Annotated in this window: 25 protein-coding genes; 9 read left to right on the forward strand and 16 right to left on the reverse strand. The window is 65.2% G+C overall.

Translation table 11 applies throughout. The features are described 5' to 3' along the window. Positions 1–79: 79 nt before the first annotated feature. Both ACFRAU_RS08075 and ACFRAU_RS08080 read left to right on the forward strand, forming a co-directional pair. A complete protein-coding gene (locus ACFRAU_RS08075) occupies positions 80–1,009 on the forward strand; it encodes a LysR substrate-binding domain-containing protein (RefSeq protein WP_377999480.1) in 930 nt (309 codons plus the stop codon). A 216-nt stretch (positions 1,010–1,225) separates the two neighbouring features. Continuing rightward, positions 1,226–2,587 carry an MFS transporter gene (locus tag ACFRAU_RS08080; RefSeq protein ID WP_377999481.1) on the forward strand — a complete coding sequence of 454 codons (1,362 nt, stop codon included), beginning with the start codon at positions 1,226–1,228 and terminating at the stop codon, positions 2,585–2,587. Positions 2,588–2,655: 68 nt separating this feature from the next. Here ACFRAU_RS08080 and ACFRAU_RS08085 read toward each other — a convergent pair whose 3' ends face one another. Both ACFRAU_RS08085 and ACFRAU_RS08090 read right to left on the reverse strand, forming a co-directional pair. Further along, positions 2,656–3,264, reverse strand: coding sequence for a TetR/AcrR family transcriptional regulator (locus tag ACFRAU_RS08085; RefSeq protein WP_377999482.1), 609 nt, complete (start codon positions 3,262–3,264; stop codon positions 2,656–2,658). Positions 3,265–3,366: 102 nt separating this feature from the next. Beyond that, positions 3,367–5,379 (reverse strand): primary-amine oxidase, encoded by a 2,013-nt coding sequence (locus tag ACFRAU_RS08090; RefSeq protein WP_377999483.1) that lies wholly within the window; start codon positions 5,377–5,379, stop codon positions 3,367–3,369. Between the two features lie 144 nt (positions 5,380–5,523). Between ACFRAU_RS08090 and ACFRAU_RS08095 the strand changes: the two genes are divergently transcribed. From ACFRAU_RS08095 to ACFRAU_RS08105, 3 genes are all read left to right on the forward strand, one after another. Beyond that, positions 5,524–5,991 (forward strand): hypothetical protein, encoded by a 468-nt coding sequence (locus ACFRAU_RS08095; RefSeq protein WP_377999484.1) that lies wholly within the window; start codon positions 5,524–5,526, stop codon positions 5,989–5,991. A 47-nt stretch (positions 5,992–6,038) separates the two neighbouring features. Continuing rightward, positions 6,039–7,535: an aldehyde dehydrogenase family protein gene (locus ACFRAU_RS08100; RefSeq protein WP_377999485.1), complete on the forward strand. Its 1,497-nt coding sequence runs from the start codon at positions 6,039–6,041 to the stop codon at positions 7,533–7,535. Between the two features lie 133 nt (positions 7,536–7,668). Next, positions 7,669–9,177, forward strand: coding sequence for an APC family permease (locus ACFRAU_RS08105; RefSeq protein WP_377999486.1), 1,509 nt, complete (start codon positions 7,669–7,671; stop codon positions 9,175–9,177). A 108-nt stretch (positions 9,178–9,285) separates the two neighbouring features. On the opposite strand, the gene ACFRAU_RS08110 is transcribed toward ACFRAU_RS08105, so the two are convergent. Further along, complete coding sequence (locus tag ACFRAU_RS08110; RefSeq protein ID WP_377999487.1) at positions 9,286–10,236, reverse strand: helix-turn-helix transcriptional regulator; 951 nt, start codon at positions 10,234–10,236, stop codon at positions 9,286–9,288. A gap of 63 nt (positions 10,237–10,299) precedes the next feature. Here ACFRAU_RS08110 and ACFRAU_RS08115 point away from each other — a divergent pair, with 63 nt between their 5' ends. After that, positions 10,300–11,454 (forward strand): epoxide hydrolase family protein, encoded by a 1,155-nt coding sequence (locus ACFRAU_RS08115; protein ID WP_377999488.1) that lies wholly within the window; start codon positions 10,300–10,302, stop codon positions 11,452–11,454. A 91-nt stretch (positions 11,455–11,545) separates the two neighbouring features. Here the strand turns inward: ACFRAU_RS08115 and ACFRAU_RS08120 are convergent, their stop codons facing one another. Next, entirely contained in the window at positions 11,546–11,743 is a 198-nt protein-coding gene (locus ACFRAU_RS08120) for a putative quinol monooxygenase (RefSeq protein WP_377999489.1), read from the reverse strand. A gap of 54 nt (positions 11,744–11,797) precedes the next feature. Between ACFRAU_RS08120 and ACFRAU_RS08125 the strand changes: the two genes are divergently transcribed. After that, complete coding sequence (locus ACFRAU_RS08125; RefSeq protein ID WP_377999490.1) at positions 11,798–12,139, forward strand: hypothetical protein; 342 nt, start codon at positions 11,798–11,800, stop codon at positions 12,137–12,139. A 311-nt stretch (positions 12,140–12,450) separates the two neighbouring features. Here the strand turns inward: ACFRAU_RS08125 and ACFRAU_RS08130 are convergent, their stop codons facing one another. The 6 genes from ACFRAU_RS08130 to ACFRAU_RS08155 all read right to left on the reverse strand — a co-directional run bounded on the left by ACFRAU_RS08130 (position 12,451) and on the right by ACFRAU_RS08155 (position 17,453). Continuing rightward, on the reverse strand, positions 12,451–13,770 hold the full coding sequence (locus ACFRAU_RS08130; protein WP_377999585.1) for a flavin monoamine oxidase family protein: 1,320 nt from the start codon (positions 13,768–13,770) through the stop codon (positions 12,451–12,453). 81 nt (positions 13,771–13,851) lie between these two features. Further along, entirely contained in the window at positions 13,852–14,277 is a 426-nt protein-coding gene (locus tag ACFRAU_RS08135) for a universal stress protein (protein ID WP_377999491.1), read from the reverse strand. Between the two features lie 129 nt (positions 14,278–14,406). Continuing rightward, positions 14,407–15,273, reverse strand: a complete 867-nt coding sequence (locus ACFRAU_RS08140; RefSeq protein WP_377999492.1) for a substrate-binding periplasmic protein — start codon at positions 15,271–15,273, stop codon at positions 14,407–14,409. 74 nt (positions 15,274–15,347) lie between these two features. Further along, positions 15,348–16,010 carry an amino acid ABC transporter permease gene (locus tag ACFRAU_RS08145; RefSeq protein WP_377999493.1) on the reverse strand — a complete coding sequence of 221 codons (663 nt, stop codon included), beginning with the start codon at positions 16,008–16,010 and terminating at the stop codon, positions 15,348–15,350. Further along, positions 16,010–16,657 (reverse strand): amino acid ABC transporter permease, encoded by a 648-nt coding sequence (locus tag ACFRAU_RS08150; protein WP_377999494.1) that lies wholly within the window; start codon positions 16,655–16,657, stop codon positions 16,010–16,012. Before ACFRAU_RS08150 ends, ACFRAU_RS08145 begins: the two co-directional genes overlap by 1 nt. Before the next feature lie 4 nt (positions 16,658–16,661). After that, the gene (locus ACFRAU_RS08155) at positions 16,662–17,453 is read right to left on the reverse strand and encodes an amino acid ABC transporter ATP-binding protein (RefSeq protein WP_377999495.1); all 792 of its coding nucleotides are present in this window, start codon (positions 17,451–17,453) and stop codon (positions 16,662–16,664) included. 486 nt (positions 17,454–17,939) lie between these two features. Here ACFRAU_RS08155 and ACFRAU_RS08160 point away from each other — a divergent pair, with 486 nt between their 5' ends. Continuing rightward, positions 17,940–18,707 (forward strand): SDR family NAD(P)-dependent oxidoreductase, encoded by a 768-nt coding sequence (locus ACFRAU_RS08160; protein WP_377999496.1) that lies wholly within the window; start codon positions 17,940–17,942, stop codon positions 18,705–18,707. A gap of 61 nt (positions 18,708–18,768) precedes the next feature. After that, on the forward strand, positions 18,769–20,472 hold the full coding sequence (locus ACFRAU_RS08165; RefSeq protein ID WP_377999497.1) for an amino acid permease: 1,704 nt from the start codon (positions 18,769–18,771) through the stop codon (positions 20,470–20,472). Between the two features lie 85 nt (positions 20,473–20,557). Here ACFRAU_RS08165 and ACFRAU_RS08170 read toward each other — a convergent pair whose 3' ends face one another. From ACFRAU_RS08170 to ACFRAU_RS08195, 6 genes are all read right to left on the reverse strand, one after another. Beyond that, complete coding sequence (locus ACFRAU_RS08170; protein WP_377999498.1) at positions 20,558–21,262, reverse strand: cache domain-containing protein; 705 nt, start codon at positions 21,260–21,262, stop codon at positions 20,558–20,560. After that, complete coding sequence (locus ACFRAU_RS08175) at positions 21,259–22,062, reverse strand: FadR/GntR family transcriptional regulator (RefSeq protein ID WP_377999499.1); 804 nt, start codon at positions 22,060–22,062, stop codon at positions 21,259–21,261. The genes ACFRAU_RS08170 and ACFRAU_RS08175 overlap by 4 nt, the downstream gene beginning before the upstream one ends. Before the next feature lie 229 nt (positions 22,063–22,291). Beyond that, a complete protein-coding gene (locus ACFRAU_RS08180) occupies positions 22,292–23,056 on the reverse strand; it encodes a hypothetical protein (protein WP_377999500.1) in 765 nt (254 codons plus the stop codon). 198 nt (positions 23,057–23,254) lie between these two features. Continuing rightward, positions 23,255–24,505, reverse strand: a complete 1,251-nt coding sequence (locus ACFRAU_RS08185; protein WP_377999501.1) for a type II toxin-antitoxin system HipA family toxin — start codon at positions 24,503–24,505, stop codon at positions 23,255–23,257. Next, entirely contained in the window at positions 24,502–24,756 is a 255-nt protein-coding gene (locus tag ACFRAU_RS08190; RefSeq protein ID WP_377999502.1) for a helix-turn-helix transcriptional regulator, read from the reverse strand. The genes ACFRAU_RS08185 and ACFRAU_RS08190 overlap by 4 nt, the downstream gene beginning before the upstream one ends. 87 nt (positions 24,757–24,843) lie before the next feature. Next, positions 24,844–26,085, reverse strand: coding sequence for an NAD(P)/FAD-dependent oxidoreductase (locus tag ACFRAU_RS08195; RefSeq protein WP_377999503.1), 1,242 nt, complete (start codon positions 26,083–26,085; stop codon positions 24,844–24,846). Positions 26,086–26,106: the final 21 nt, after the last annotated feature.

Consider the following 26,106-nt stretch of genomic DNA (forward strand, 5'->3'; position numbering starts at 1 on the left):
TATCCTTCACCTTCCCGTGGGCTACTGAATCTGTCCAACAGTTCTTTTAGAACGATTGCATCGGTAATTGTGATGCAGCGTGTATCCTCGTTCCATGGATGTGACGCTGACCCAATTGCGCTATTTCGTGGAAGCGGCTGCACAGCTGTCCATGACAGGCGCGGCTGCGCGGCTCAACGTGGCGCAGTCCGCCGTATCGGCTGCGATAGCCCAGCTGGAGCGCCATGTCGGAACGCAGTTCTTCATCAGGCAGCGCTCCAAGGGTCTGGTGCTGACGCCGGCCGGCGAGCTTTTTGTTCGCGACGCCCAGGCGATCCTCGCCCAGGTTGAAGAAAGCATTGATCACGCCCGCGGAGAACACCAAAGCGTCGCCGGCCGCATCCGCATTGCGTGTTTCAGTACCCTTGCGCCGTTCCTGCTCCCTGGCGTCCTCACCAAGCTGCGGGAAGACCACCCTGCCCTTGAAACGGAAGTCATCGAGACCGATACCTTGGGGTGCATCAACGCGCTGCTCAGCGGGCAGGCAGATTTGGCGCTGTGTTACGACCTTGACCTGCCGGACGTCATCGCCACCTCTGTGGTGGATACGGTAAGGCCCTACCTGGCGCTTCCGCCGGACCACAAGCTTGCCGGGAAGGAAAATGTGCCGCTGTCGGCGCTTAGCGGGGAGTCCTTCGTGTTGCTGGACCTTCCCCACACGCGTGACCTCATGCTTTCGATTGCCCGCCTGGGCGGCCAGGAGCCGGACATTCGGTTCCGCTCCGCCAGCTATGAAACCGTCCGGACATTCGTCGCCCGGGGGCTGGGCTACTCAATCCTTCACCAGCGGCCCCAGCATCACCTGACGTACGACGGCGGCCGGCTGGCCGCCGTCGAAATCCGCGACGATGTGCCTGAACTGAAGACCGTCCTGGCCCACCTGAAGTCCCACCGCCCAACCGCCAGGGTCCGGGCGGTAGCCCAGGCGGTCAGGCACCAAATAGTTGCGGCAAAATCGGCGCGCCCCTAAGGGGCCGTTCAAACCCGCATCTGATCTACAGATGCAGTTTGTGTAAAAAATCTATTCGACAGATTGAACAGCGCCATTCGAGAATGGTTATGCCAGCATTCGGGCGTGACTCAAGTCACGTGGCCTGGCGGCGCAGTTCTGCAGGTCGGTCAACGTCGACCACCGTGGGCTCGCTCTCCCCATCCCAGCATCGGATCTTTTCCTCCAGGAGGAACTGTGAACACCAATAACATCGAGGGGCAGATCAGCCGGAAGGGCTTGCGCACCAGCGTTGCTGCCGGTTCCATCGGCGTCTTTGTCCACTGGTTTGAGTGGGCCATCTACGCCTATCTGGCCTCCACCATCGCCGTCGTCTTCTTCCCCCAGCAGGACAGCACAGCGGCGCTGCTTTCAGTCTTCGCGGTCTTCGCCATCAGCTTCGGAGTCCGGCCCCTGGGCGCCCTCGTCTTCGGAACACTGGGCGACAGGATTGGCCGCAAAAAGACCCTCTCCATCGTCATCCTCTCGATGAGCGCGGCGACGCTGGTGGTCGGACTCCTGCCCACCTACGACGCGATCGGCCTGTGGGCGCCCGTCCTGCTCGTCGCGGCCCGTGTGGTGCAGGGGCTCGCCGCAGGCGGCGAATTCGGCAGTGCGGCGGCATTCCTCGCAGAGTACTCGCCGAGGAAGCACCGCGGGTTCGGCGTCAGCTGGCTTGAGTTCGGCAGCCTCCTCGGCTTCCTGGCGGCGTCGCTGGTGGTCTTCGTCCTGACCAGCGTCATGGACGCTCAAACCATTGCCGACGGCGGCTGGCGGATTCCGTTCCTGATCGCCGTTCCGATGGGCATCATCGGCTTCTACATCCGCTCCAAGATCGAGGACACTCCCGAATTCCGTTCACTCGAGCAGCTGGACAACGTCCCCCAGAGCCCGGTCAAGGAGGTGTTCACCCGGCACTGGAAGCAGCTCCTGCAGATGAGCGGCCTGGAGATCATGATGCACGTGACCTTCTACGTTGTGCTCGTTTACCTCCTGACCTACCAGGAAAAGGTCCTGGGCTTCGATGCCGGCACGGCCGCCCTGCTCTCCACCGCCGCATCCGTGGCCGGGCTGATCCTTGTACCGTTGGTGGGGGCGCTCTCTGACCGGGTCGGACGGAAGCCGGTACTGGTCGCAGCGGCCATTTCCCTGGTGGTGCTGGCCTACCCGCTGTTCCTGATCATGCACTCCGGCGCATCCTGGGCGGGCGTCGTCGGCACCGTCGGCCTGGGCATCATCCTGGCCCTTATCCTCGGCGTCCATGCGGCAGCGGCAGCCGAACTCTTCCCAACCCGGACACGGCAGACGGGCCTGTCGGTCGCCTACAGCGTCACCGCGGCCATCTTTGCGGGCACCGTACCGTACGTCCTGACCTGGCTCATTGCCCGGACCGGCAACGAAATGATGCCTGCGTTCTACCTCATTCTCGTTGGCCTGGTGGGGCTGGCTGCCGTGCTGAGCATGAAGGAAAGCAAGGGCAAGGACCTTCTCGGAGAAGAGGACATCCACGCGGCACCCCGCCAAACCGCGCCGGCCGCCAACGCGCCCATTCGTCACTGACACAATCGGCAAGCAATCCGTAGCCCGGGCTCAGAATATGAACCCGGGCTACGGCCGCGCCCGGCGCCTCACAGGCCAGGCCGGCCGGAGGCGAGCCGCGCCAGGGCGCGCTCCACCAGGTGACGCTGCCGCGAACCTGTGACGGCATCCGGATCCAGCATGGCTGTCACGTGCAGGCCCATCATGATGTTCAGCAGCTCATCGGCAACCGCATCCGGATCGGCCAAAGGTTCGCATTCGCCGTCGTGCTCTGCCTGGGCGAGGAAGCCCATCACCAGGCCGCGCCAATGCAGCAAGGCGTCCCGCCCGACGGCGCGCAGGGCGTCCTCCGTCTGCGCGCGCTGCCAGAAGGAGACCGCCACACGGGCCTCGACCACGGTGAGGGGATCCGCCGGAATGATTTCCAGACAGAGGCTGCGCAGCGCCGAAAGACCCCGGCGTCCGGCAGTGCCCGCTGCGATCCGTTCATTGGTGCGCTCGCAGATCAGTTGGTACGAGGCCAGCAGCAGGGCGTCCTTGCTGGGGAAGTAGTAAGCCAGCACGCCCGGTGCCGCGTATCCGCATTCCCGGGCAATGTCCCGCATGCTGGCATTCTCGATACCCTGCCCCGCGATCAGCCGCCACGTGGTCTCGATGATGGAACGGCGCCGTTCCTGGTGATCGACCAAGCGGGGCATGCTGCTCCTTCGTTCGCGGCGGTGGCTGGGACCGTGAGCACCCTACCACCGCGGGGACGCGCCTGCGCGCCCCCGCGGCGCGGGCCGTCAGTGCCCGCCGGTTCAGTGCGCGCAGTGGCCCGGACCGGAATGCCCGACGGCGGTACCTCCCGGGGCGGTATTCGCGCCTTCGCTTCCGGTGCTGCAGTGGCCGGCTGCCGACGGCGGCACGTTCAGCGTGGGGTTCTCGTCGAAGAAGCCGTGCGGCTTCAGGGTGAAGCCGGTGGTGTCCACGGGCATGATGGGCCAGTCCTCCGGGCGCGGGAAGTGGGTCAATCCGAAGGAGTGCCACACCACCAGGTCCTGCCCGTCGATGTCGCGGTCCTGTGCCACGTAGGCGGGAAGCCCGGCGCCGCCCGGGTGCTGGTTGACGAAGTCGCCTGCCGCGTAAAGCTCCTCCTCCGCGTGACGTGTCACCCAGAGGTGGTGCCGGGCGAAGGCAGCCCGGGACGCGATCGAGGAATCTTCCGCCATGGCCAGGGTGGGGTTGCCTTCCGGGTAGAGCGTGTAGCCCACCGGGTGGCCGAGGCGGTTCAGCGAGTCCGGGTTGCTGATGTGCCACACACGGCCTTTGGCGCCATCGGCGTCGCGCACAGCTTCCGATTCGCGGGCCAGCAGGGTGCGCTTCTGTGTGAACGCATTGCCGTGCGGGTTACCCGGGCCCTTCGGCAGGCGGACGAGGTCCAGTTCCTCAACACGGTTCGCGTCGCCGTCGATCATCATGTCCAGCCGGGCGCTGAAGAGGTGCTGGTGGTACGGAGCGCCGAGGCCCGGGGCGATCTCCGACGCGTACGCATATTCCTTGTCCGGAAGCGCTGCCGTGAACACGATGCCCGTTGCCTTCGCTTCGAACTCGATGGTGCCATCCAGGTACAGGTACCAGTAGAAGCCGTAGTCGTAGTTGCCCACGGTGGTGAAGAAGGAGACCACCAGGCGGCGGTTGCGGCGGACCTCGTTGGAGCCGGCCCACTCATCCGTGTGTTTCCAGAGGATTCCGGCGTCCTCCTCGTGGATGCAGATGCCGTTCTCGATGGTGCGGGGATTGCCGAAGTCATCCGCAACCACGGGGGACATGTAGGTAATTTCACCCAGGCAGTCGCAGCCGAGCTTGAGTGAGTTCGCGTCGCGGCCCACCAGGTATTCGCCGGAGTCGAAGTAGTTCTGCCAGCTCCTGTAGGGGGAGGGGTCGCCGTACGGGACCACCATTTCGGAGATCGATGCACGGTGGACCACCGGGCGCCTCCGTCCCTTGTGCGAGTGGTGGAGCTGGTGGAGAACCAGCCCTTCGCGGGCGTCGAAGCCCACGCGCAGGTCCCAGCCCGCCCAGGTAAGGTGGTTGCCTTCCAGGGTGAAACTGGGGCCCTCGGGCTGCGTGATCTCGATCGGCAACAGGTCAGTGCGGAGCTCGCCGCGGATCGCGGGGTCCGTGTAATTGCCGTTGACCTCCGGGACCGGGACCGGGCCGTCGTCGATCAGGTGGTTGACCCGCCCGTTTTCCACATCCACGAAGGCCACCAGGCCGTCGATGGGGTGTGCCCACGGGTGGTCTGCCGGGTGGTCCTGGCGGAATCCCAAGCCCCGCAGCAGCCGCTTGCCTTCCTCGTTTCCGTACTCGAAGACACCCGCCGACAGGGGAGCGACGCGGACCTGCGCCGGGGTCAGGCCGCGGATTGCAAGGGCTGCGTTCCACTGCGGGTCTTCGGCCAGGATGTCCTCGATGATCCCGAATTCCTCCAGGAGGACGGGCAACTGACCGTCGATTTCCGGGTCCAGCTCGCGCTGATCAAGGACTTGGCCGGCGGTCAGGGAGAGGCGTACGTCGAGGGAACGTGACAGCGGCGCATCCCAGAGCATGGCCCGGACCAGGCGGACGGCATCAACGGCGTCTCCTTGGAGGTCACTCTTCGGCGGTTCAACCAGGCCGAGGTATGCGAAACGGGTGGTGTCGGCCACGAGACCGGCCGCCGCCAAGATCCGGCGGGCCTCGTGGATTTCCCGGGCCGAGAGCTGCTCCAGCGGGTGCTGCGCCAACGGGGCCTGCAGCGGCGGGGCCAAGGGGGTGGTCTGAAGGGTCATGGCACTTCCTGAAGTCGATTTTTGATGGTACAACTGTTCAACCAACGCTTTGATGTTAGCCACTTCACAAGCCCGGCGTAAAGTCCCTGCCTCCACAGCACGGACCAACACGGACCCACAGCACGCCGGGGAGCCAGGAGAACCATGGACCAGCGAACCTGTTCACCCCTTGCACCCTTCCCGGGCGCCCTCATTCCAGCCGGCATAGTCGGTACCGCTGCAGCGGGGAGTGCCGCCGCCCATGTGCTGGCGGCCGCCAGCGGTGCGGCGGGAGCGATGGCCTGGTGGATGGCTGCCATGGGTGCCGCCTGCCTGGCCTGCGCCGCACCGCTGGTGGGCGGGCGGCTCTGCGCCGGGCGTGCTGCCGGGCATCTGTTGGCGATGAGTGCCGGCATGATCCTCATCCATCTGGTCCTGATGGTGGCGCCCGGCGCCGCGGGCCATCACGGCAATGGCGGCCCCGCATCATCGCCTGGCCATGAGCGGGCCATGCTGACCCTCATTGCCGTTGAACTGCTGTGCCTCATGAGTGCTTCAGCGGCCCTCCGCCTGACCCGGGGCAAGCCGCCCGGAACTGTCGGCACCGCAGTCCGTGCCGCCGTCGAACACTAACAACCACGCACTGAACCGCCCCCGAAAAACCAACCCCAGGAGCCATTATGAACAGCACTTCCGCCACGCTTTCCCTTGACTGGCACGGCCGGGCTAACGCCCTGGCAATCGACGGCAGGGCCTTCATCGACGGCCGCCGCGCATCCGCGGGCGAACCACATTCCCGGCCCATCACCAGCCCCATAGATGGCCGCGTCCTCGCTGAGTTGGCTGCCGGCGGCCCCGCCGACGTCGATCGCGCGGTGGCCGCGGCCCGGCGCGCCTTCCCGGCGTGGTCCCGCCTGGGGGCCGAAAAGAGGAAGGGCCTGCTGCTGGCCCTGGCCGCCCTGATGGAGAAGCATGCCGACGAACTGGCACTCCTGGAGACATTGGACAGCGGGAAGCCAATCCTGCAAACCACCACCGTGGATGTCCCCGGTGCCATTTCCACGCTGCGCTGGTACGCCGAGGCGGCGGACAAGCAAAGCGGGGAACTGCCTGCCGTCCCGCCCGGGGCCACCGCGCTGGTGACGCGCGAGCCCTTGGGAGTGGTGGCCGCCATTGTGCCGTGGAACTTCCCGCTCGAAATCGCGGTCTGGAAGCTGGCTCCGGCGCTCGCCTCCGGAAATACGCTGGTGCTCAAGCCGGCCGAGCAGACGTCCCTGAGCGTGTTGCGCCTTGCCGAATTGGCCGCTGAAGCCGGGCTGCCGGACGGGGTCCTGAACATCGTCACCGGCACGGGCCGGGAAGTGGGCGCGGCCCTGGCGCAGCATATGGACGTCGACGCCTTGGCGTTCACCGGCTCCACCGCCGTCTCCCGAACCCTGCTGGAGGCCTCCGGCCGCAGCAACCTCAAGAGGCTCAGCCTCGAAGCCGGCGGCAAGAGTTCCAACATCGTCTTTGCTGACACGGCCGACCTCGCCACTGCCGCGGCGAGGGCAGCCTTCAGTGCCTTCTACAACCAGGGCCAGGTCTGCTCCGCCAATTCGCGCATCCTGGTCCAGCGGGGTGTCCATGACGAGTTCGCTGCGTTGCTGGCTGCCGCCGCGGCCGCCTATCGGCCGGAAGATCCGCTCGCCGGCCTGGCAGGAAACGGTGCGCTGATCAGCAGTGCCCACACTGACGACGTCGAACGCTGGATCGTGCGCGGCCGCACCGAGGGTGAAGTGCTTTTCGGCGGTGAGCGGCGTGAGATCCGGGGCTCTGATGCCTACCTGGAGCCCACCCTGTTGGGCGGTCTGGGGGCCGGGCACGATGTCCACCGCGAGGAGATCTTCGGGCCCGTGGCCGTGTTGCACGCCTTCGACACGGAGGACGAAGCGGTGCGGCTGGCGAACGCCACAGACTATGGATTGGCGGCATCCCTGTGGACCTCGAACCTGTCCCGGGCCCACCGGGTGGCGGGGGAGCTGCTCGCTGGAACAGTCTCCGTGAACACCGTGGACGCACTGGGCAACACCACGCCGTTCGGGGGCTTCAAACAGTCCGGATTCGGCCGCGACCTGTCCCTGCACGCCTTCGATAACTACACGGCGCCGAAGACCACGTGGATCCAGTTCGGCTGAGGAAGGACACCGCCATGAAATCGATCGAACAAGGGTCCGCCGAAGGCCGCGCTGTCTACAGCCGCCTCCACGACGGCGCCCTTCCCACCCTTCTCGCGCAGTAGCAAACTTAAGCAGTAGCAAAGGACCGATCATGGATCAGCCAATAGCCTCAACGCGCCTTGCCCAAGAGCAAAGCCAGCATCTGCAGAAATCCCTCGGCCGCTTCGACATCCTGTTGCTGGTGGTGGCGGCCGTCATCTCGGTGGAGGTCCTCGGCCAGGTCTCCGGGTTTGGCGGGGAAACCTTCACCTGGACCCTCATCCTGGCCATCACTTTCATGGTTCCTTATGGCCTCATCTTCGCGGAGACCGGCGGCGCGTTCACCGAAGAAGGTGGCGTGTACGTCTGGACCAGGATGGCCTTCGGCCGGGTTGTCGCAGCTATCACGTCCCTTTTCACCTGGGTAACGCAGCCTGTCTGGGTGGGCGGCGCCATGGCGTTCGTGGCAGTGGAAACATGGTCCGAATACGTGGGCCATGTGGAGGCCGGCAGCGTCAGCGACTACATGTTCAAGCTGGCCTTCATCTGGATTACGGTGACCTCAGCCATCGTCAGCCTGAAGCACGGTAAATGGCTGCCCTCGCTCGGAGCCATCCTCAAGGTCGCGTTCCTGACCTTCTTCATTATCGTCACCATGGTCTACGGGCTGCAGCACGGTTTCAACGGACTGGACCTCGGCTTCTTTTCGCCCACCCTGGCCGGCTTCCTCGGCGTCACCCCGCTGCTGCTGTTCTCGTTCCTTGGCTTCGAGTCCGGCAACAGCGCCGCGGGGGAGATGAAGAACCCGGCCAAGGATGTTCCCGTCTCGGTGGCCCGCTCCTCGATGATCGCCGCCGCGAGCTACCTCCTGCCGATCCTGGCCATTCTCCTGGTGGTGCCGCTCGACAGGATCACGGGCATCGGCGGCCTGTTCGGCGCAGTGGCCACCGTCTACACGGTGTTCGGCCCGGCCGCTGAGGTCATGCTGGCCATTTCGGCGGTGATCTTCTGCTTCGTCCTGGTGTCACAGGGCGCAGCATGGATGATCATCAGCGACCGCATGCAAGCCATGGCAGCCGCCGACGGCTCCTTCTTCGGAGGCTTCTTCGGCCGCTTTCACCCCAGGCTGGGTACCCCGATCCGGGTCAACACGCTCTCCGGGGTGGTGGCCACGTTGTTCATGCTCGCGGCCATGCAGCTCAGCGGAACCAGCAGCGCACTGTTCGGCGTGGTCCTGTCCATCGCCATCTCAACGTTCCTGCTCAGCTACCTCTTTGCTGTCCCAGCCGCGGTCCGGCTGCGGAGCAAATACCCCCTCGCCGACAGGCCCTTCAAGGTTCCCGTCCCGGACGCCGGTTTCCGCATTCTGGGTGCCATTTGCTTTGCCTGGATCCTGATCGGCTCGTGGGTGGCGATCTTCCCCGGAACACTCGAGGTCCTCTTCGGCCTGGAGTACGACTTCGAGGCAACCTGGGGCGTCCCGCAGTTCACCTTCGAGGCCTTCGCACTCGGCACACTCGGGTGCATCCTGGCCTTGGGACTCGTGGGATATGCCCGTGGCAAGAAGGTCCGCGACGCCGTGGCGCCCGTGGGCGCTGCCGCTGAGCTGATCAACGACTGACGTTTTTAGAGGTACGACGGCGGCGGGTCACCTTGGGTTCCCATGGAACCTGTGGGTGGCCTGCCGAACGTTGCCCGCGAGACGCATGCCCCCTGCCGGGCCGGGGTATTAGTCGGTCGCGCTGGCGAGCCGGGCTGCCAGCGACCTGATGTGCGCCACGAGCTCCGGCGGTTCGTGCACCTGGAAGTCGAACCCTTTGGATGCCACGTAGATGGCCAACTCATCCGGCGAGTTGGACCCGGCCCGCAGGGTGCAGCTGTGCTCGTCGATCGGCTCCAGCGCTCCCGTGGTGGGGGCAATCCGCTCCGCCGCGGTCTCGGCGCTGACATACAGGGTGAACCGGGCCTGGTAGCGGTAGGCGGACGTGGAGATCTCCCGCGAGGTATAGGTGCTGATATCCGGGTCAGGCGGGGTGCGCGGCGTGAACCGGGGGCCAGCGGGCGTGCGCGGATCGAGGCGGTCCACGCGGTAGGTGCGCCAGTCCTGGCGGTCGACGTCCCAGCCGATGAGGTACCAGCGCCGGCCTGCGTGCACCACCCGGTGCGGCTCGGTAGTGCGGATGCTGCTGGTTCCGTCGTGGGTGCGGTAGTCGAAGCGAAGGCGCAGCGAGTCGCGGCAGGCGGCGGCGATGGCGGTGAGGGTGCCCGGGTCGACGGTGGGGCCGGAGTTGGCCATCGGCACCACCATCGACTGCAGGGCGTTGATCCTGTGGCGCAGCCGGGACGGAAGCACCTGTTCGAGCTTGGCCAGCGCCCGCACTGAGGTCTCCTCGATGCCGGTGATCGAACCGCCGGCGGCCGTGCGCAGGCCCATCGCGACCGCGACGGCTTCGTCGTCGTCGAGCAGCAGCGGCGGCAGGTCCGCACCGGCACCCAGCCGGTAACCGGCGGTGCCGGCGGTGGCCATGACGGGGTAACCGAGGCCGCGAAGCCGGTCGATGTCGCGGCGGACCGTGCGTGGAGTGATCTCCAGTCGCTCGGCCAGTTCGGTGCCGGACCAGTCGCGTCGGGTTTGCAGGAGGGAGAGCAGTCGCAGCAGCCGTGCCGAGGTTTCCCACATGATCTGAAGTCTGCCACAGTCCTAGGACCGGATCTGACCTAACCGGTTCCTAGAGTTATTGGTATGGAGAACAACACAGAGATCCGGCCCTTCACCATCGACATTCCCCAGCCTGACCTGGACGACCTGCGCGACCGGCTCGCCAGAACCCGGTGGGCTGCGGACCTGCCCGGTGCCGGCTGGAGCCGCGGGGTGCCGGTGGGCTACCTCAAGGAACTGGCCGAGTACTGGCGCGACGGCTACGACTGGCGCTTCTACGAGCGGGAGCTGAACAAGTACCCGCAGTTCACCACCGAGATCGACGGGCAGAACATCCACTTCCTGCACGTCCTCTCGCCCGAGCCAGGCGCCCTACCGCTGATCCTGGCCCACGGCTGGCCCGGCTCGATTGTAGAGTTTCTGAACGTCATCGGCCCGCTGACAGACCCCAGGGCACATGGCGGAGACCCGGCGGACGCGTTCCACCTGGTGATCCCGTCGATCCCCGGCAGCGGATTCTCCGGACCCACCGGCGAGACTGGCTGGGACACCAACCGGGTGACCCGGGCCTTCGCTGAGCTGATGGACCGCCTCGGCTACAGCCGCTACGGCGCGCAGGGCGGGGACACCGGCGCGGTCATCTCGCCGGGGCTCGGCCGGCTCAACCCGGACAAGGTGGTCGGCGTGCACGCGAACGGGCTCTCCGCGTTCACCGAGGTCAACCCGGCCGAGGCCGGAGAGCTGACCGGGGCCGAGCGGGGGCGGCTGGATCACCTGCAGTACCTGAAGACCGAGCAGTCCGGCTACATGATGATCCAGATCACCCGGCCGCAGACCCTGGCGCACGGGCTGCACGACTCCCCGGTGGGGCAGTTGGCCTGGATCGTGGAGAAGTTCAAGGAGTGGACCGATCCGGCCGCCGAACTGCCCGAGGACGCGGTGGACCGGGATCTGTTGCTCACGAACGTGATGCTCTACTGGCTGACCGGCACCGCCGGGTCCTCGGCCAACAGCTACTACGAGACCGCGCACGCCGGAGCCTGGGGCGCGAGTGAACGTTCCACGGTGCCGACCGGGGTCGCGGTCTTCCCCATGGACGTGTCCATCCGGCGCACCCTCGAGCTCGAACACACTGTGGTGCACTGGTCCGAATTCAGCCGCGGCGGTCACTTTGCCGCCATGGAGGCCCCCGGCCTGCTCGTCGACGACATCCGGGAGTTCTTCAGCAAGCTGCGCTGAACCACCCCTGGAACGTCGCCTGAATGGGAACCAGCCCAACTGACTCGCAGTTGTTGTCGTTTTCACGCGTCAAAAGGACAACAACTGCGAGTCAGTTGGGCGGGCGGGTCGCATCGGTGTATTTCTCGTACATCACGAAGGTGTCCGGATCGTCCAGGCTCCGCTGGGCATGGAACATGAGGTTCTTCGGTCCGGCCCTGATTCCCGGGCCCAGCTCCCAGAGGACATCTGCGATGTGCTCGCCCTCTCCGGGCATCGTAGTCCAGGTGGCGATGATGGTGTGAGCCATGGTGTTCCTTTCGTCAGAAGGCGGGACCTGGCGGAGGACCAAACCTCCATCGCCTTGATTCAGAGTTTTGCCCGCTCCGACAAACCCGTGGCGCTCATTTGCCATGCGCCCGGAGCCCTGCGGCACGTCACGGGCCAGGACGGACGTCCACTGGTTCACGGCAGGAAAGGCACCGGGTTCACCAACTCCGAGGAGGAAGCCATTGGACTCACAGAAGTGGTGCCCTTCCTGGTGGAGGATGAGCTCACGGCCAAGGGCGGGTTCTTCACGCGTGGACCGGGTTGGGCTTCCCACGTGGTCCAGGACGGACTGCTCATCACAGGCCAGAATCCCGAATCGTCCCGGGCAGCCGCCGCGTCTTTGCTGCAGGAGCTGAGGGTTGAAACGACGGCCTAAAGGACCTTCCGGACTATCGTTTCGAATTCCGCAATGCTTTCCCCGGCAAGTGAGGCAGCGAGGTCCGCGTCACCGTCAGCGATTGCCCTGATCAGCGATTGCCCTGAGAAGAACGGAATTCTCCCTGGTATGGCCGGCTACAGAGGGGAGTTTGTCCAGGAGGTAGCACCAAATGCGAGGGGCGAGGTTGTCATATTGAATGAGGATTTCCTGGAGGCGGCTGTTGGCCGCGGCCTGGAAGCAAAATCAGGCTCGCGAAGCCAAAATCAGCGGCATGGACCCGGATGAGGGCCCATGCCGCTGTGGCGCCGCTAGCCTGTTGGTTTCAGGGAGGCCCGAATCAGGGAAGCAACCCGTTCCGCTTCTGTGTAAGCCCCGTGGGTACCGGCCGTCTCCGACGTATAGTCGCCCGCGAAATGCAGCGATCCGACGGAACGCTGAAGCTCAGGAAGGGCGCCTGCGCGTTCCGGGCTGAGCAACGCGAAACAATGCTGCCAGGTCTGTGCGTGGACACCGAGGATCCGGCCCCGCAGCTGCGGGGCCACGGTGAACACGTCTTCCATCCACTCGCCGATTCTGTCTTCGTCGTCGCCAAACCCGGGCAGATAGCCCGAGGAATTTCCGTAGCAGGTCAGTTGGAGAATGTTCGCGTGGGAAGTGTATTCGGTTCCTCCGGGGACAGGGTTGATGATGGCGTCGAAGGGCATGCCGACCGTCACGATGAAGGCCCAGTCCTTGAACTCCGGGAGCCCTTCAATGTCCGCAACGATGTTCAGCGTGGTACTGCCAGGGCTGGCGACCCTGTTGAGCGCCGACGTCTTCCAGCCGGGCAGGTTCCTGACGACGTCCGGAACGACAGGTGCGGGAACGGCCAGCACCACATGCCTGGCAGTCAGCTTCTCTTCACGGTCCTCGCCCGTCACCGAAACTTCGTAGACGCCTTCCTCCTCGAGCAGGGCCACGTCCGTTACTTGGGTGTTGTAGCGGACAGTGTGCTCCGGCAGGCGCTCCAGAATGGCTCGCGGAATGGCCTGCATGCCGTCCAAGGCGAAGAGGCGGTTGTTCTTCTCCCGGGCCAGGTAGCTGGCGAAATAGCGGAGGGCGTACTTCGCTGAGAGATTGGCCGGGTCGCCCACGGCGCCCCCACGGATAGCGGTGGCAACGATGTCCCGGACAGCGGGCTGGAGGCCTGCGATCCGTTCAGCGACTGTCTCACCGGAAAGCCGGTCGAGTTCTCCGGCTGAAGTCCTGTCATCGACATAGTCCTGGTATTCCGAGAGGGAGGTATCAATGAACTTGATCAGCTCGGTCTTCTCGGTCTCGGTGAGATTGAGCCCGGCCACAACATCCTCGTTGGTTTCTGCCACCACGGTCCTGCCGTTGACATGGATGCCATACGTTTCCGGGAGGAAGGGGACGGTCTGGATCCCCAGCTCGTTGACGAGCTCCTCTGACTTTGTTCCCTTGTAAACGAACATGGCGCCGGAATTGGCCGACGTTCCGGCAAGCTGCACTGTGTGCGACCGGCCACCGATGTCATGGCCGGACTCCAGGATGAGGACGTCCAGCCCTGAGTCGCGCAGAAAGTACGCAGTGCCAAGTCCCGCGGCACCGCCGCCAACAATTATCACGTCGTGCAATTTGGGCTCCTAAGTGGAAAATCTTTTTTTCGGATTCCGCGGCCCTTGTCTCTCTTCGCCGCGGGTAAGTGTCTAGTCGTCGTAGGTGTTGGCTATGTAGACGTCGCAGGGTGCGTTGTGAGCGACACTGTTGGCCACGCTGCCCAGGACGCGGCCGATGCCCCGCATCCTGCGGTTGCCCACCACAATGAGGCGGGCCTCTTTGCTCAGCGCTTCCCTGATGAGGGCATCTGCCGGCCTGCCGGGGGCCGCAGCGTAGGTGGTCCTGATGTCCCCGCCCAGGGTGTCGGCTACGGTCCTGGCAACGTGTTCGGCCTTGTCGGCGTCCGAAACGAGCCATTTGCTGCTGCCGGTGCCGAAGACGTCGGTGCGGTCACTGTCGAAGGCTGACACCACATGGAGGGTCGCGCCCAGTGCTGTGGCGAGGTCTCTCGCGGCCTCCGCAGCCTTTCTCGCCGTATCACTGCCATCGACCCCTACAACAACGATGCCGCTCATGTGCATGCTCCCTCGCTTGCTTTAATACCCGAAAAAAATCTAGGGCACCGTTTCGGCGCCTTTGGACCGTCATCAGGGCGGCGCCGGATAGGACATCCAGCGCCGCCGTGATGTAGAACGACGCTCCCGTCAGAGTTCGCTGGGTGCGCCCGGCTCTCCGACTGCTGCGTCGATCCCGTACTTCCCGAGCAGCTTCTTGATGGTGCCGTCTTCGCGCAGCTTCTTAATGTCCTCGTCCAGCGCCTTGCCGAGCGTGTCGTTGTCGAGGCTGGACGGCAACATGACCTGGCCCACCGCAGCGAACTGAGGGACGCGCGGGTTCGGCTTGACGTCGATCACCTTGGCGCCCTCGATGGGGGCGTCCTTGAACCGGTAGTTGGCGGATGCGGAGGATGCCACGAGCGCGTCGATGCGGCCGGCTTTGAGGTCTGCGTAGATGGACTCGTCGTCCTGGTAGATCTTGAAGTTGTCTCCAAGCCACTTCTGCATGCTGTCGTTCCAGAGGTTGCCGGCGACCGAGCCAACCTTTTTACCCTCGAGGTCGTTGCTGGTCAGGCCCTTGGTGGAGACGATCGCCTGGGGATCACTCCACAGCGGTGTGCTCATGTAGACGATCTTGGTCCGTTCCTTGGTGCGGAGCCAGTTGCCCGAGCCGATGTCGACGCGCTTGGACTGCACGGACGGGATGACCGCTCCTGCGCCGCCCGAAGTGCTCACGGTGACTTTGAGGCATTCGAGTTTGGCGATCTCGTTGATCAGGTCACCCTCCATGCCGGTTACGTTCTCGCCGTTAAGGATCGTGGCGGGTGCATAGTCGTAGCTGGCGACGGTGAGCTCGCCCTGGTTGAGGGTTTTGAGGCCGGCGTGGGCCGGCTTGCAGTCGGATGCGACGCTGCTGGTGTCGCTGCCGCCGCAGGCGGTGAGGGAGATGGCGAGCAGGCCGGCGGCGCTGCCGGCGGAAAGTGCGCGCGCGAGGGTACGGGGAGTACGTGACATGGTTTTTCTTTCTTTGCTGAGGTGGTTGGGCGGAGTGCCCGGGAGGAGTGGAGCGGGGTGGGTGGATTGGGGGTTCACGTGCGTTGCAGGTGCCGGCCGAGGCGGTGTTCCAGCAGCCGGACGAGGCCGAGGAAGACGAGGGTGACGGAGCCGTAGATCACGGCGGTGAGGAGGTAGACGCTGAGGTATTCGAAGGTGATGGAGGCGATTTCGAAGCCCTTGGACATCAGTTCCGGCACTGAGATCACGAAGGCGAGTGCGCTGCCTTGGAAGACGAGGACGGCGAGCCCGGCCAGGGGCGGTGTGGAGATCCGGAGCGCCTGGGGCAGGATGATGAGCCGGAACCCGGTCCAGCCGCGGAGCCCGGAGGTGAGTGCGGCTTCTTTCTGTCCCAGGGGTACCGAGGCGATCCCTGCGCGGAAGTATTCTGAGGCGTAGGCGCCGGTGTTCCAGGTCAGGGCGATGATCGCCGTGGTCAGTGAGGTCAGGGTGATCCCGGCGTCGGGGAGACTGAAGTAGAGCAGGTACAGGAGCACCAGGGCGGGCAGGCCCCGCCCGATCTCCACGAACAGGAACGAGATCCACTGCAGGGGTGCGGGTTTCGCCGCTGCCATGACGGCGAACAGCAGGCCGAGCGGGAAGCCGAAGAGCAGTGAGAGTCCGGTGAGCTGGAGGCTGACCACGAGTCCCGGGGCGAGGGCTGGCAGCCAGCCGAGCCATTGGGTGAGCATGTCCATCACGCGACTCCGATCTTCCGGCGCAGGGTGAGGTCGACCCGGCGGGAGACGAGGGCGACGATGAGGCTGATGATGATGTAGAGCACCCCGGCAATGATGAACGCGAGAAGGCCCTGGTGGGTCTGCTTCGCGCCCTGCTGGGCGTAGTAGGTGATTTCCCGTACCCCGATGGTGGAGGCCAGGGCGGAGTCTTTGAGGAGTCCGATGCCGTAGGTGGCGATGGCGGGCAGTGCGACGCGGAACGCCTGCGGGGTGATGATGTGTCCGATGGTGGTGACGGTGCTGAGTCCGAGGGCGTGGGCGGCTTCGCGTTGCCCGTCGGGGATGCTGAGCAGGCCGGAGCGGTAGATTTCGGCCATGAAGGCGGAGGCGATGATGGAGAATCCGATGATCGCGGCCTGGATGGTGGTCAGGCGCAGCGAGTACTGGGGCAGGCCGAAGTAGATCAGGAACAGCCAGGTGATGGGCGGGATGACCCGGACGATGTTGATGTAGAGGGTGGCGATGGTGCGGATGATCGCGATGGGGGAGCGGGCGGCTCCGACGAGGACCAGGCCGATGATGCCGCCGATCACCAGGGATGCGCCGGTGACGTAGAGGGTGAGTCCGACGCCTTGGGCGATCGAGGACAACAGTTGGGTGATCATTGCGTCACCGGTCCAGGACGGCTTTGAGGAACTGCCGGGTGCGTTCGTTGTGCGGGTCCGACATGACCTGCTCGCTCGGGCCGATCTCGAGTACGCCGCCGTTGCCCATGACCATGATGCGGTTCGAGACGTCGCGGGCGAAGTGCATTTCGTGGGTGACCACGAGCATGGTCATGCCCTCGTCGGCGAGGTCGCGCATGACGGCGAGGACCTCCAGGCCGATCTCGGGGTCGAGGGCTGAGGTGGGCTCGTCGAAGAGCATGACCTTCGGGGACAGTGCGAGGGCGCGGGCGATGGCGATGCGCTGCTGTTGGCCTCCGGAGAGGCGGGCGGGATAGGCCGTGGCCTTGTCCGGAAGGCCGACGCGCTTGAGCAGTTTTTCTGCGGTTTCCTGGGCCTGTTCCTTGCTGGCGCCGAGCACCTTGCGCTGGGGCAGGGTGATGTTTTCCATGACGGTCAGGTGGGGGAAGAGGTTGAAGCTTTGGAAGACCATTCCGGTCACGCGCCGGAGGTGGTCCAGGCTCGCCTTGTCCGGTAGCTTCCCGCCGGCAACAACGCGGGCTCCGCCGATTTCGATCGTGCCCTCGGTGGGCGTTTCCAGGTAGTTCAGGCAGCGCAGGAACGTGCTCTTGCCCGCCCCCGACGGGCCGATGATCGAGACCACCTCGCCCTCGCTCATCACCAGATCCACGTCCGACAACACACGGGCTGCTCCATAACTCTTGCCGAGCCCGGAGACCACAACCTCACCAGAGAGAGCGATCGGGGAAGCTTTTGTGCCAAAACTGAAGCTCATCCTTTGTTCCTTGAGATAGCGGACGCATCAAGCCTGAGATGTGCATGAGATCTGCGCCACAACGTTTACAAATACAGGCACGTCGACGAAACCGCAGTCAACAGATATATCAGTGCGCTCACCGCTGCTTGGGTACGCAGCACGGCACACCTCTGTGCGCTTGCCGCTGAGCCAAAGCGGAATCGCCTTGCAGCAGCGGCACCCTCGGCAAGCTCGACTGCTGCGGCTGCTTCAGTCGTGCCTCGCTTGAGATGCGCTTGAGATGCATGAAGTAGATCACAGAAACCGGTATTAGAGCAATACTTTAGGAATATATGTTTTATAGTCCGCGATGCCGAAGTTGCGGGGGAAGCAGATAAAAACCTTTAAAACTAAAATCTATTGCCCCAATGGGTGAGCCCCCTTACAGTAGAGGAAATCGCCCGGCGTGACCAGCATCACCCCGATGCGTCAGCCCCCCCACCCAGAACCCCATGGAGGTACATGATGAATGCCCTGACCCTGACCGGCCAGGTGGCCCTGGTGACTGGAGCCGGCCACGGAATCGGCCGCGCCAGCGCCTTGGCGCTGGCGGAGGCCGGCGCCCTGGTGGTGGCCTCCGACATGGACTTCGCACGCGCCGCTGAAACTGAGCAGCTCATCAAAGACGCGGGCCATAAAGGTGTGGCCGCAGTTGCCGACGTCACCGACGAAAAGGCGATGGCCGCCGTCGTCGATGACATTGTCCGGACGCACGGCCGGCTGGACGTTGTCCACGCAAACGCCGGCGTGCTCATGGCGGGAACCGCCCTGACGCAGACCCTGGATGAGTGGGACAGGACCTTCACGGTCAACGTGCGCGGCACGTTCCTGACGGTGCGGGCGGTACTCCCGCAGATGATCAGGCAGAAGTCGGGCGCGATCGTCATCACGGCGTCCGTTTCCGGCCTCATCGGGGAGCCGGACCTCGTTGCCTACAACACCTCCAAGGGCGCGCTGGTGAACCTTACCCGGCAGCTGGCGATTGAGTACGCCAAGGATGGCATCCGCGTCAACGGCGTGTGCCCGGGATGGATTGAAACAGGCTTCAACGACCCCGTGCTCGGCCACCTCGATACCGAGGAACTCGGTCAGCTCGTCGGAACGCAGGTACCCTTGGGGCGCCAGGGGACACCGGAGGACATCGCCCCCGCGGTGGTATTCCTCGCCTCGGACTGGGCCCGGTACATCACCGGGCAGCTCCTTCCCATCGACGGCGGACTGACGTCAATGTAGACGCCCGCCCTCCCGTCCAAACCATCGGCTCCAGGCCCTCAAGACCCAAGGACTTCCTGCCATGTCTGTCACCCAATCACAGCGGTCCGGTTCACAAAGGTCCGACGACGAAATCCTCGCTGATATGGGCTACAAGCCCGAACTCAAGCGTTCGTGGTCCGGCTTTTCCAACTTCGCCATCTCCTTCTCCGTCATCTCCATCCTCAGCGGCCCGTTCATCAGCTTCTTCATCGGCTGGAACAACGGCGGTCCCATGGCCATCAGCTGGGGCTGGCCGGTGGTGTGCGCACTCATCCTCGTGGTGGGCCTGTGCATGGGGGAGCTCGTCTCGGCGATGCCCACCTCGGGCGGCATGTACTACTGGGCGGCCAAGCTCGGCAGCCTCCGGTCCAGCTACTTCACCGGCTGGCTGGACTTCCTGGGCCTGCTGGCCATCGTCGCTGCCGTCTCGTACGGCTGCGCCACGTTCATCGATGTGACCCTGTCCTCATTCAGCTCGGCCTGGGCCGACGGGTACTCGCTGACCCGCGTGTTCCTGATCTTCATCGGCGTTCTGGTGGTGGTCACCCTGCTCTCGATCTTCTCCAGCCACCTGCTGGCGATCTTCAACAACATCTCGGTGTGGTGGCACGTCATCGGCACCGTGGCGATCATCGCCATCATCATATTCGTGCCGGAACGGCACGCCAGCATGGCTGACGTGTTCACCCAGCGGATCAACAACTCCGGATGGTTCGACGGCGACACCACCGGCATGGGCTTCCTCTTCCTCGTGCTTCCGCTCGCCGTGATCCTGCCGCAGTTCACCGTCACCGGCTACGACGCCTCTTGCCACATGTCCGAAGAGACCAAGGGCGCCTCCAACTCCGCCGCCAACGGCATCTGGCAGGCCATCCTCTACTCGGCCATCGGCGGCTGGATCCTGCTGCTGGGCATCCTCTTCGCCGTCCAGGACGCCGACGCCGTCACCGCCAGCGGCGGCAGCGTGGTCACCGTGCTCAACCAGGCGCTGAGCGGCCCGTGGGTGAGCACCGTGCTGGTGATCTCCACCGTGGGACAGTGCTTCTGCGCCATGGCCTGCATGACCTCCACCACCCGCATGCTCTTCGCCTTCAGCCGCGACGGCGCTGTACCCGGCGCCCGCCTCTGGACCCGCCTGAACAAGAGCGGCGTGCCGCTGTACAGCGTGGCCCTGGTTGCCGTCCTGGCGATCATCCTGACCCTGCCCGCCCTCGTGCCGGTGGACATCAACGGCGCCCCCGTTCCCGTGGCCTTCAACGCGGTGGTCTCCATTGGCGTCGTTGGCCTGTACCTGGCCTTCGGCATTCCGATCTACCAGCGCCTCCGCAAGGGCTCCGCCTTCCGGCGCGGCTCCTGGCACCTGGGCCGCAACTACAAGTGGCTCGGCATTATCGCAGTGCTGGAGATTGCACTGACCACGGTAATCGCCCTCCTGCCGAGCTCCCCGGGCGGTGTCCCGTGGAACCTCGAGTTCGACTGGAAGTTCGTGAACTACACGCCGCTGGTGGTGGGCGGAACCCTGTTGGTTCTCTGGCTGGCCTGGGAGATCCGGGTCAAGCACACCTACACCGGCCCCCGCCACACCGTTGACCTGCCCAGCGGGCTCACCTCCGCGGACGAGCTGGAGATCGAGTACGAAGAGCACCACCCCGGCCACCACCACGCTGCCGCGCTGCATGGTGAGCCGTCGCCTGGCAAGGCACAGGACCGGGCTGAAGACGCCCGTCACACGGACCTGAGGTGAAGTAGCCGGCCCGCTATCACCACTGTCTCGCCATTACCGCTGGCTGTCCGAACAAGGGCAGCCAGCGGTCGTTTCAGCGGTGGGTTTAGCCGGCAACAATAAGCCGCCACGGGGCAGTGGAGAGATCCGCCACCGGCACGGGAACTGACCCGGGGCCGCCGTGCGGACCCTCGAAGCGCGTGCCGGGGGCAAACCGGGCGCTGTTGGACGCCACCACCTTGCCGGTTTCCGTGATCAGCGCGACGTGCTCGTCCCGGCGGCCGAGGTTGAGCAGGAAGGTCCTCTCGATGGACTCCATCGAAAGGTCTGCCCCCGCCACCGCCACTGTCCGCTGTTCATGCAGCACCGGCCGTGACGCGGTGACGATCTTCATGTCGGCGCCGCCGAAATCAATGTACGGGCCAATGAGTTCGGGCCGGCCGGACGCGAGGGGCCGCTCGTACCAGGTCATCTCGGTGTAGTCGTAGTAATTGATGGACGCGGGGTTGAGGTTGTGGGGGATGAACACCAGCCTTCCCCCTACGAGGCTCCACCACTGGTGCCACGCATCGGCGTCGCTGAAGAGGCCGCGGGCAACGGAGACGCCGGCGCTGTCCACGAGGCCGCCGTGCTTGAGGACGATGTCCTCAACGACGGGCCTCAGGGATTCGAGTTTGGTCCGTGACGTCCCCGGCGCCGCAAGAATGTCGGTGGTGGCCTTGTCCAGCACCGCCAGGTCGGCGAAGACGCGCTCGAGGCTCCGGCCCAGGGCCAGGGCGGTTGACTGCAGGACCTCGTCGATGGGCTTCACCGCTGGTCCGCCAGGTCCGCCAGATCCGAGGTGAGGATGGCCAAGCGCTGGTTGATGATGAGGGCGCCTTCCCGTTCGAAGTGGGTGATTGCGGTGTTCTCGGCCGCGCCTGGGTCTCCCTGCTCGATGGCTTCGAGGAGTGCCTCGTGTTCCGCCACGGCGGTGGATTGCGCGTCCAGCCATGCCTGGCCCCATGTCAGCGGGGAGAGCTCGGCGTGGATCTGGATCAGAAGGGCGGTCAGGCGGCGGGACTGCGCCGCCACCCCCAGCCCGATGTGAAGGCGGGCGTCCGCCTGGCGAAGCATGTGCGGCTCCGAGCTCGAAGCGAAGCGCTGGGCGAGCTTCCGGAGGCGACGCACGTCCTGCTCGTCGGAGCGCCGGGATGCAAGCCGTGCCGCCGAGCCGGCCGTCGCGGCGGCGAGGTCGATGAGGTCACGCAGGTCGTCGCTCTTGTGCCGGCGGAGGTGCTCGGTGATCTCGGCTTCCCGCACCGGGAGCACGCCTGCCACATAGCTTCCTCCGCCGCGTCCCCTGCGGGTGCCCAGGAGCCCCTTGCTCCGCAGTACGGCGAGGGATTGGCGAAGGGTGAGGGGCGAGACGCCGAGGTGTTCGGCCATGACCGATTCCGGCGGGAGCCGCTCACCCGGGTTGAGCAGGCCCATCCCAATGGCGCTCTCAAGCTGCAGGGTCACCTGCTCGGCGCGGCCGGAGATGTCTTGGCCCTGGGGCCGGACCTGGGCTGCCATCTCCAGGGCACGGAGGGACACGGAGCCACCATCATCCCTCACGTCATTCGCCATGGGTCCGGCCAGCTCCTCGTCGCGCGATATCCAACAGATAACAATAAGTTTTAGACTATCGAGTTCTGTGGGCAGCCTCGACCAGCCTCCCGTCTGCCGCGAAAAACGCCAAGCGTGCCGCCCGGGCGGGAACTCACGGTTGAGAACCCGCACCGAACGGCACGCCTGTGCTGTTGTCAACGCCGCAGGCCCCGGCTGATTGCATGTCCGCACGGGGGGCGAGGCCCTCTTAGGCGTACGCCAGGCTTAGCAGCAGCGCTTTGAGCTCGGCGTACTGGCCGGTTGCCATCCAGGCTTTTGCCGCGCCCCTGTTCTGGAAGCCAGGGTCGTTGAAGAGAACCCGGGTGTTCAGGCCGCCGTTACCTGTGGGCACAAGATTGCACCATGATGCGACGTCCTGGCCTTCCGCCAGGGACCGCGGATCGGTCAGCCCCATGACGTATACAACGTCCCCGCCACTTCCGTAGCCTTCCGCGGCGAATCCGAAGGCCGGCGCCGTACCGTCCGGTGAAGTCATTCCCGGAACTGGCGCCTGGTCGAGCACCCGACGCGACACTGGACCGCCGGCGCAACCGGCGGTGAAGCCATTGCCCACGGAGAGCAGATCGTTGCCGGCACCGTCGGTCACGATCGCTTCAACGCCCGGGACGCCGGCGGGCGGGACCACGGTTCGCACCGTCCATGTCGCCGGATAGGTGAAGGAGACGTGTCCATCGGGGAAGGTGAAGGTCTTCAGGGCCGGAGCTGCATGCTTCTTCGATGCGGGGCGGACCACTGACGCGGGCACCTCACTGGCGGCCCCGGCCGCCGGCGCTGCAGTGGACGATGATAGGAAGGCCAGCCTGGGCATGGATTCGGCCCTGCCATTCACGGTTGCGTTGGAGCCGGCGGCAGGATCGCCTCCTGGCTGTGTCCCGCATCCGGCAAGCACAAGGCTTGCGGCAAAACCTGCCGTTGTGACGGCTGTCAGGAATCCGGCGCGATTGAAATTCATTTTCTGTACCCCCAGTATCTGTGACGGCGGGCCGATCGGCCCGCTCAATGACCAGGTTTCCGGGACCTCGCCCGGGAGTTACCGCCAGACCGAAGAAAATTCTTTTCCGCCCGCGCACGAGCCGGCAAATCGAGCTCGCTTCGCACATCGGAGTGCCACCCGGCTGCGGCTTCTTCGCGGTCCCGGTGCGGGAGCTGCCTAGCGCAGCTCCCGTCGGGCGGTGCCCCCGTTGAGCAGGTCGCTGATGCGGGCAGGCACCAGCTCACGGAGGAAATCCAGCTGTCCCGGGGCTTGTGACGCAGCGGCGGCTGCTGCAATTGCGTCAAGCGCTGACGCCGCGGTCTGCCGTGCGTCGTCCTTATCCATGCCCCAGGCTGCGCCTTCCCGCACGAGGTGGTCCAGTGTGATGTAGCCGAGCCGGATCTGCCCGGCGATGGCGTGGCCGGCATTGTTGCTCGGCGCATAGAGCAGCAGCGTGGGGGCCACATCATAGAGCGGAGCGAGCAGCACCTCGCCGCCGTCCCGCAGGATGAGTGAGTAGTTTTTGGAGTGGGCATCCCCGTTGCCGACGGCCAGGTTGAAGGTGACGGCCCGGAGCAGGTCCCTGCGGAACCCTGCGTCGTCGCGCGTGTGCGGGGCAGCTGCATTGACTAGGCGGGTCAGTCGCGACGGCGGGGCCGAGCTGCCTTCGTATTTGGCTTCACTGGCCAGCGCCAGCGCCTGGGTGAAGTCTTCCTGGTGCAGCCGGTTTCCGTCCGGCGCCCGGTCGAAACGGTCCACGACGATGGCCTGGCGGGAGCCGAACATCTGCAGGCGGGTCTTGGCTGCGGGTATGCCGGCAGCCGCCGCCGTTTTCAGTGCCCAGTCCTCGGAGGTGAGGAGGCCGGGGATGGTTGATTCCAGGGGTTCCGGCTTGATGATATGGGTGGACACCGCTCCGCGGCCCGGCCATGCCCAGCCGTCGTCGTGCCGTGTCAGCAGCACCTTGGACTGGACCCCGCCCAGGGATGCGGTGATCAGGAAGTCGTCGGGCAGGTCCCACGTTGGGAGCGACTCCACGACCGTGGTGACCTCGTGCTCAGCCATGGGTATGGCGGCGCCCGGCACCTCGGGGGAGTCGCCGGGCGGCAGGATTTGAACTGCGCCGGCACAGTCCGCGCCGAGGACGCGCAGGAGCCCGAAGGCGTCAGGAGTGGACAGCCGGTTTTCCTTGGCGATGTGGGACCGCACCTGGCCTTCAGGCAGGAGCCCGTCGAAGAAGTCGTAGACCTCCGGACCGTCGAGCCTGTTCCGGCTTACAGGCATGGACAGGGACAGCAGAACCGACCCGGAGCCATACTCCGCCAGGGTGGCCCGGTCGTACTGGAAAGACAGTCGAAGCCCGCTGCCTTTCAGCTCGCCGATCCGCCGGCCGCGAAGGAAAACATCAAGGCTCTTCCGGGCGGTCACGGGCGGACCTGAAGCTTTGAGAACCGTGGCACCAGGGCGACGTCGCGGCCCAGGACCCTGATGGCCTGCATGGCGACGACGACGGACACCGCTTCTCCCTGCTCCAGCCTGATGATGGTTCCCCGCGTCACCTTGAGCCGCCCGGCCAGGTCCTGCTGGGTCAGGCCAGCCTCCTTACGGGCGTCGCTGACAGCCCGGCCCAGGGACGGTGCGTCCACCGCACGGTAGAAGGGGGTCTGCTCGTGTTCCATATATCGATCATATTGACAAAAACTTGGTTTGTTCAATATTTCAAACATATCGTTATATGTTGGAAATGTTTGATATTTCCAACAAGGCTAGTCGGGCCTGCCGACGACGACGTGTGACGGGCTGTGCGTGACGTATCCAGTGAGCCAGGAGGACAGGGCGCGGATCTTCTGTTGGGTGCCCGGAAGCAGCGCGAGGTGAACCCCGAGCCAGGAGAGGAACGCCAGTGGCCCCTGGAGCTGGATGCGTTTGCGGCCGAGTTCGGCGACGGCGGCGCCACGGCCGACCATGGCCATATACCCCTTGTCCCAGTAGGCGAAGGGCTGCCGTGTGTCGCCGGTAAGGTCAGCGCGGATGTTGCGGGCGGCCCATTTTCCGGACTGTTCAGCAACAGACCCGAGCTGCGGCAGTTTGGCGCCGGTGGCGTCGGTGATGTTAGCCGAGTCACCCAGGACGTAGACGCCTTCGGCGCCGGGCGCGGTCAGGTCCGGCAGCACGTCGATGCGTCCGCCTTTCCCCTGCGGCAGGCCGGATTCTGCGATGATTTTTCCGGCTTTCAGGCCCCCGGCCCACACGACGATCTGCGCCGGAATGATGGTCCCGTCCGCCAGCGTCACGCCGTCGGCCCGGACGTCGGTAACGCCCTGGCCCATATGCAGCTGAACCCCGAGTTGTATCAGCCGGTCACGGGTGTAGGCCTGCGACTTGGCTGAGAAGGGCATGAGCACGTTCGGCAACATATCCACGAGATGCACGCGGCACCGGGCTGCCAGCTCGGGCGAAAAATACTTCGGAACCAGGTACTTGATGTTCTCGGCGAGGGCGCCGGCGGTCTCAACTCCTGTGGGGCCGCCACCGACCACGACCACGTCTGCCCGGCCGGACTTCGCACGGTCTGCGTGGTCCAGGATCGCGGTGAGGGCAGTGCTCAGGCGGGTGGCATCGGCCACTGAGTACAGCGGGTAGGCATGTTCTTCGGCACCGGGGGTGTTGAAGAAGTTCGGTACCGCGCCTGCGGCAATTACCAGGATCTTCGCCTGGTAGCGGGAGCCGTCGACAGTGGTGACGGTACGGGTGGCGGAATCGACCACCGTCACCTCCGCAGTGAGGACCCGGACAGTTTTGGTGCCGCGGAACACGGAACGCAGTGGCCGGGCCACGGCGGATACGCCGATCTGCGAAGCGGCCACCTGGTAGAGGAGAGGCTGGAACTGGTGGTAGTTGTTCGCGTCGATGAGGAGTACCCGGATGCCTTTGCGCCCCAGCTGCTCGGCTGCTGTCATGCCGGCAAACCCGCCGCCGACCACGATCACCTGATACGTATCGTCCATTCGTGCAACATACCCTGCCGG

Source organism: Arthrobacter sp. NPDC056691 (genome assembly GCF_042791415.1).
Lineage (GTDB): Bacteria > Actinomycetota > Actinomycetes > Actinomycetales > Micrococcaceae > Arthrobacter.

Bases quoted from the DNA above. Each gene is read 5' to 3' on its own strand.
- ACFRAU_RS08095 (WP_377999484.1), top strand. From the start codon at position 5,524: ATGGACCAGCGAACCTGTTCACCCCTTGCACCCTTCCCGGGCGCCCTC.
- ACFRAU_RS08145 (WP_377999493.1), bottom strand. From the start codon at position 16,010: ATGGACATGCTCACCCAATGGCTCGGCTGGCTGCCAGCCCTCGCCCCG.
- ACFRAU_RS08115 (WP_377999488.1), top strand. From the start codon at position 10,300: ATGGAGAACAACACAGAGATCCGGCCCTTCACCATCGACATTCCCCAG.
- ACFRAU_RS08120 (WP_377999489.1), bottom strand. From the start codon at position 11,743: ATGGCTCACACCATCATCGCCACCTGGACTACGATGCCCGGAGAGGGC.
- ACFRAU_RS08160 (WP_377999496.1), top strand. From the start codon at position 17,940: ATGAATGCCCTGACCCTGACCGGCCAGGTGGCCCTGGTGACTGGAGCC.
- ACFRAU_RS08155 (WP_377999495.1), bottom strand. From the start codon at position 17,453: ATGAGCTTCAGTTTTGGCACAAAAGCTTCCCCGATCGCTCTCTCTGGT.
- ACFRAU_RS08085 (WP_377999482.1), bottom strand. From the start codon at position 3,264: ATGCCCCGCTTGGTCGATCACCAGGAACGGCGCCGTTCCATCATCGAG.
- ACFRAU_RS08150 (WP_377999494.1), bottom strand. From the start codon at position 16,657: ATGATCACCCAACTGTTGTCCTCGATCGCCCAAGGCGTCGGACTCACC.
- ACFRAU_RS08175 (WP_377999499.1), bottom strand. From the start codon at position 22,062: ATGGCGAATGACGTGAGGGATGATGGTGGCTCCGTGTCCCTCCGTGCC.
- ACFRAU_RS08135 (WP_377999491.1), bottom strand. From the start codon at position 14,277: ATGAGCGGCATCGTTGTTGTAGGGGTCGATGGCAGTGATACGGCGAGA.
- ACFRAU_RS08165 (WP_377999497.1), top strand. From the start codon at position 18,769: ATGTCTGTCACCCAATCACAGCGGTCCGGTTCACAAAGGTCCGACGAC.
- ACFRAU_RS08110 (WP_377999487.1), bottom strand. From the start codon at position 10,236: ATGTGGGAAACCTCGGCACGGCTGCTGCGACTGCTCTCCCTCCTGCAA.
- ACFRAU_RS08105 (WP_377999486.1), top strand. From the start codon at position 7,669: ATGGATCAGCCAATAGCCTCAACGCGCCTTGCCCAAGAGCAAAGCCAG.
- ACFRAU_RS08090 (WP_377999483.1), bottom strand. From the start codon at position 5,379: ATGACCCTTCAGACCACCCCCTTGGCCCCGCCGCTGCAGGCCCCGTTG.
- ACFRAU_RS08195 (WP_377999503.1), bottom strand. From the start codon at position 26,085: ATGGACGATACGTATCAGGTGATCGTGGTCGGCGGCGGGTTTGCCGGC.
- ACFRAU_RS08140 (WP_377999492.1), bottom strand. From the start codon at position 15,273: ATGTCACGTACTCCCCGTACCCTCGCGCGCGCACTTTCCGCCGGCAGC.
- ACFRAU_RS08190 (WP_377999502.1), bottom strand. From the start codon at position 24,756: ATGGAACACGAGCAGACCCCCTTCTACCGTGCGGTGGACGCACCGTCC.
- ACFRAU_RS08100 (WP_377999485.1), top strand. From the start codon at position 6,039: ATGAACAGCACTTCCGCCACGCTTTCCCTTGACTGGCACGGCCGGGCT.
- ACFRAU_RS08180 (WP_377999500.1), bottom strand. From the start codon at position 23,056: ATGAATTTCAATCGCGCCGGATTCCTGACAGCCGTCACAACGGCAGGT.